4 protein-coding genes and 1 pseudogene are annotated in these 5,006 nt (G+C 38.0%); 2 read left to right on the forward strand and 3 right to left on the reverse strand.

What is annotated here, in order from left to right:
* A pseudogene (locus tag ACRCJ0_RS09320) lies at positions 1 to 535 on the forward strand (ATP-grasp domain-containing protein); the annotation flags it as partial.
* Between the two features lie 186 nt (positions 536 to 721).
* Here ACRCJ0_RS09320 and ACRCJ0_RS09325 read toward each other — a convergent pair.
* Positions 722 to 1,792 carry a tyrosine-type recombinase/integrase gene (locus ACRCJ0_RS09325; protein ID WP_419971256.1) on the reverse strand — a complete coding sequence of 357 codons (1,071 nt, stop codon included), beginning with the start codon at positions 1,790 to 1,792 and terminating at the stop codon, positions 722 to 724.
* A gap of 497 nt (positions 1,793 to 2,289) precedes the next feature.
* On the opposite strand from ACRCJ0_RS09325, the gene ACRCJ0_RS09330 reads away from it, so the two are divergent.
* Positions 2,290 to 2,850, forward strand: a complete 561-nt coding sequence (locus ACRCJ0_RS09330; RefSeq protein ID WP_419971257.1) for a GNAT family N-acetyltransferase — start codon at positions 2,290 to 2,292, stop codon at positions 2,848 to 2,850.
* A 68-nt stretch (positions 2,851 to 2,918) separates the two neighbouring features.
* Here the strand turns inward: ACRCJ0_RS09330 and ACRCJ0_RS09335 are convergent, their stop codons facing one another.
* Positions 2,919 to 3,623 carry an MIP/aquaporin family protein gene (locus ACRCJ0_RS09335; RefSeq protein WP_431390271.1) on the reverse strand — a complete coding sequence of 235 codons (705 nt, stop codon included), beginning with the start codon at positions 3,621 to 3,623 and terminating at the stop codon, positions 2,919 to 2,921.
* 74 nt (positions 3,624 to 3,697) lie between these two features.
* On the reverse strand, positions 3,698 to 5,006 hold a 1,309-nt coding region (locus ACRCJ0_RS09340), incomplete at its 5' end, for an FAD-dependent oxidoreductase (protein WP_431390272.1).

A 5,006-nucleotide genomic window follows, 5' to 3' on the forward strand; every position in this document is an offset into this window, starting at 1 on the left:
ATTCCCATTTATTATTAAACACAACCGGGCAGGTAAAGGGCTTGGGGTAAACCTATTTGACCGAATTGACGAGCTAGAAGACTATGTTAATAGTGATTTCTTTGAAGATTCAGTTGATGGAATTAGCTTACTTCAAGCCTACGTTAAGCCAGTAAATGGTAGGGTGTACCGGTCAGAATTTATTGGTGGTAAATTTCATTATGTTGTCAGCATCGATTCATCAGAGGGTTTTGAATTGTGCCCAGCAGATAACTGCCAAATTACAATTGAAGGGCAGGTCCAATCTTTACCAGATAAATTCCAAATCGTTGACGGGGTATTAAACAAAGAAGAAATTCATAAGATTGAAAACTTCTTAAAAGCTGAAAACATCCAGGTAGCAGCAGTAGAATTTATTGAAACGGCAGATGGACAGAAGTGGGCTTACGACGTCAACACCAATACAAATTACAATGCAGACGCTGAAGAAGTTGCACAAAAATTTGGCATGTTAGCACTAGCTGAATATCTTGGCGACTTATTAGCGAAAATATAAGCAAATATTATAGCAAACGAATTTATTTTCTATGTCTGCTAATTACCCTTAGCGGACATAGAAGGGAGTATAAATAGCAAACATATACCCTAGCTATTTATACAAAGTCATCCCATCATTTATTCAATATCTTCAGTAAGTGCCCCCAATCCTATGAATAAGAGAGGGGGCTTTTGTGATTACTAATTAGGGATTGCGCAAATTGTTATCTTTACTTTTATCTTCTAAATCCTTGAGAATTCTTGATTGGTCAATAAGATCTTCAATCAGCTGACTAGAAGTATTCAAGTCTTCATTTAAATCTTGGGCATAGATTTCGGTCGTTCGAACACTAGAATGTCGTAGCATTTTTTGCGTTTCCCGTAAGTTACCGCCGTTAATTAAACTTAAGGTTGCAGCGGTATGCCTCAGTGAATGTGGCGTAATTTTAGATGAATGAATCCCAACAGCTTCATAAGCACCCGCGATCACTCTAGAAATTGACCGAGCTGACATACGACCACTTTTATTACGATTACCGTGTGAAGCAAATAAAGGCGCTAAGTCGGTGTTAATCATGATACCTTGGTCTTCACGGAAGCGTGTATAATCTCGCACAACTTCCTTGGTTTTACGGGGAATTATGACGAATTCATCTTTTTCACGGCGACCTTTACCTTGTACATAGATTACAGTGTTCAAACCGCGGCGTTGCACGTCTTCAAAATTGGCTCTACTGAGTTCGATGGTCCTTAACCCAGTAGTGACAGCAAGTAATATAAGTGCATAATTACGTTTACCAATTAGTGTATCAGTTGTTGATTTAAGGTAATCTAGCAACTTTTCAACGTCCTCAATATCTAGTGCATCCTTAGCGTGTCCGTGTGGTACAGGGATATTATTATTGGCTTTAGCAACGATATTTTCATATAGATTTTCCCGTTCTAACCATTTAAAGAACTGGTTGAGCATGTTGCGGTATGACTTAATGGTCCGATCTTTGTAGCGAAACTGGTCTAGTGCACGACGTTGCTCCTCAGAGACCACATCATAATCTATATCATTGATTAAGATGTAGGTCTTACTTGGATGATTGATTAAATCGTCAAAATAGCGTTCAATGTCATGATAAGTTGGATGTATGATAGCTTGTTTTTCCAGATAAATAAAGAATGGTTTGATGTTCTTCAAATAGCTTTCCTTAGTGCTGGATTGCTTTTGTGATAGATAGTCGGCGTATAGTTCGTAGAAAGATTCCTTATCAAAGTAATTGTCCATATATAAAACTCCTTCAAATACTATAAATAATTATACCAAACATACGTTCTAAATCATAGATTGATAGTATGAAATAAATGAAGAAGCTGACTGGATTTGCTGATATTTATAATAATAAGTCGATGAATCAATTAATTGTAGAAAGTTAGCGCTATAAAGTATAGTAATTGAAGTGAGTAGCAAAACAATAGAATCATACTTTGTAAGATAGCTTATGATAAATCTAAAACAGTCTATGAGCATTAATCCATATAAACGGAGCTAAAATGCATTAGAAACCGTCTGTATAGTCATGAGTATCTTTATAGATATCTGTCTATATCTATTAGTTTACATAACATATATTATTTAAAGCAATATGCATTTTAAATACCAAATCTCTATGTCTAATTTATGATGTCCTCTACCTATCATTCGTCGACAATATTTTGTATTAGCCTCATTTAATCTCTAGTGATATGATGGTATTAAACTAAAAAAGTTAGGAAGAATTTTTTATGACAGACCCTTTATCTTATACTGAAACGACTATAGATACTATAGAAACTGACCAAGTGATCATCCGTCCTGCTGAACTTGCTGATGCATCGCAGTTAACGGCTATCTATAATTATTACATTCAAAATACGACCATTTCTTTTAGAATCGCCCTAACTGACGTTTCCTTAAAGGAAGAACAAATTACTGAACGTATAGGAAACAATCCATTTCTAGTGGCTGATTATGATGGCCAAGTCATCGGTTTTGCTTACACCTCTGACGCTGGTGCCTATGAAGGCTACCGACCTTCTAAAGAGATCTCTATCTATCTAGATGCTCATGTTAAGGCTAAAGGCATTGGTAGTCGCTTATATCAAGCGCTAGAACAAGAAGTCATCGACAATTACCCTGATATCTACAAACTCGTGTCACAAGTCACAGGAACCAACGAATCATCGTTAAAATTCCACAAGAAACACGGCTTTGAACAATTCGGTGTCTGTAAGAACATGGGTTACAAATTCGATCAATGGCTAGACGTCGTCTACCTGGAAAAAGACATTCGCCCTCTTGATTAAAATGTAAAAATAACCAAACAAAAAAACCAGAACAAATGTTCTGGTTTTTTTCTATACTTGAAATTTTATTATAATACCAAGTTATATACTAAAGCAGCTATGACCGCACCAATAATTGGTCCAGCAATTGGAACCCAAGCGTATCCCCAGTTTGAACCGCCCTTACCTGAGATTGGTAAGATGGCATGGGCAATACGAGGACCTAAGTCACGAGCCGGGTTGATAGCGTATCCTGTAGGGCCACCTAATGAAAGACCTACCGCTCCTACTATGATACCAACGATCATCGGGTTTAAACCGTCTGAAATTTGGTTTGCACCCAAGGCCATAACACCAATAACCAAAACAGCGGTACCAATGATTTCAGTCATTAGGTTCCATACAGGACTTTCAACTTGCGGACCAGTTGCGAAAGTACCTAAGATTGAACCTTCTTCGTTAGTTGCTTCAAATTGCTCATGATAAGCTAGCCATACTGTTATAGCACCTAGAATCGCACCGATCATTTGACCAGCAATATAAGGAACTACGTCAGCCCAAGCAAAAGAACCATTCACTGCGAAAGCGATCGTAACTGCAGGGTTTAAGTGGGCATCTGATAGGAAACCAGAAGCGTACACACCAATAGTAACGGCTAAAGCCCAACCCATCGTGATAACAATCCAGCCACTATCTTTGGCATTTGACTTACTTAAGTTTACACCAGCATTAACCCCACACCCTAATAAGACCAGTAAAAAAGTTCCAATTAATTCACCAATAAATCCATTCATATAAAAACCTCCCATGATTTTATTTATCATCTAATATTGGAGGTGCGACGAAAGCCGTACCTCCGAACAATGATTTATTTTAAGTATTGTAATTCTGCTTTGGCAATTTCTTCATCTAAAGTTTTGTTCTGTTGATCAGCTGTAGCTTGGTCTAAACCAAAGTGGTCGATGATTGTTTGGCTTACAGCATCTTTTACTTCAAGCATCTTGTCGTGTTGGAATAACATTAATGTTGTACGACGTGCGAAGAAGTCTAATGGTGTGTATACTCCTTCTTCTTCTAATGCATAGATTAAGCTGACTGCAATATCCACTGGATAGTCATATTTAGCTGCATATTCCTTAGCTACTGGTAAGTAGGCTACTACACGATTCATGTTTGATCCGTATAATTTAGCCAATTTTAATGATTGACCGTAAGTTAAACCGCGGGCAACACCAACATTAGCAAATTTTTCCATAGCTGTTTCGTAGCTGTTTGGATCAAACTGACCACCAGACACTGGGTAAGTCGATGACTGTACTAAATCATAGTTTTTACCAGTAAGGTCAGTTACAGCAGGGATTACTTTTTCCATTGCCCCTTTAGCCATCTTACGGTAGTCAGTGATTTTACCACCAGCTAGTGTAAATAATCCTGAGTCAGAAACAGATAAGTCTGAACCACGTGACACGCTTGATGGGCTACCATCGCCGCGTTCAGAAGTATTAGAACCTAAATCTTGTAATTTGTCTTCAACCGCGCTACGTTCAACTTTATTTTGGCTGTAGTCATCGAATAACGTCACTAATTCGTCAAATGTACGTTCTGATAAACGACCAGCGTCACCACCATTGTAGTCAGAGGCGTTATTTGAATCGATTAAAGGTCGTAAACCTGCCCATGAAGCTTCAATATCATTGATCGATAAGTTGGCATTCGGGAAGCGGTGGTTGACAACACGTAATAGGTAATCAACGTCTTCTTGAGTCACTGTTGGGTGCTCAAAGTCACCTGTGTAGTCAGTATCTGTTGTACCGAAGTAGGTTTTGTTTTCACGAGGTAAAACAAAGACCATACGGCCGTCTTGTTCGCCTGTGTCAAAGTAAATTGGTTGTGATACTGTCAATTTAGATTTATCTACGACAAAATGCACACCTTTTGTTGGACGCATTTGTGCTGGTTTCTCATCAGACCCGTCTAATTGGCGAATTGTATCTGACCAAGGGCCAGTTGTATTAATTACTACATGAGACTTAACTGTAAATGTTTCTCCTGAAAGTAAATCTTCAACTTTAACAGCCACAATTTTGTTATTTTCATATTCGAAACCAACAACTTTTGCGTGGCTTAATAAATCTGCACCATCATCGTTTGCTTGTTTGATATTTTCAATAACTAAG

The sequence above is a fragment of the Aerococcus sp. L_32 genome, from assembly GCF_050689315.1.